We start from the raw sequence: 231 nt of genomic DNA, 5'->3' as shown, positions 1-231 counted from the left end.
ACGCTATCATTGTACATGGAAAGACAATTGCCAAACCTATAATTTTGATTACCCAAGGTTTTATGAAACGAATAATAACATTTTCTATAAAACATCCTAATAAAACTCCCAAGATAAATATTAGAGAAAATATAAAAAAAGAATTCATCATCGCGGTGTATTACTGCCAAACAAATCCAAAAAACGTTGTTCCAATGCTGGTCCTTTTATTTTCCAAAACTCATCATCAAT

1 protein-coding gene is annotated in these 231 nt (G+C 29.9%); it reads left to right on the top strand.

The genetic code is table 11. The features are described from left to right. Nucleotides 1–231, top strand: a 231-nt coding sequence (locus KB213_RS12375; RefSeq protein ID WP_211683563.1) for a hypothetical protein, incomplete at both ends; no start/stop codon positions are given.

The sequence above is a fragment of the Neokomagataea anthophila genome, assembly GCF_018122595.1.
Lineage (GTDB): Bacteria > Pseudomonadota > Alphaproteobacteria > Acetobacterales > Acetobacteraceae > Gluconobacter > Gluconobacter anthophilus.
This window is presented reverse-complemented; position numbering and strand designations above follow the sequence as displayed.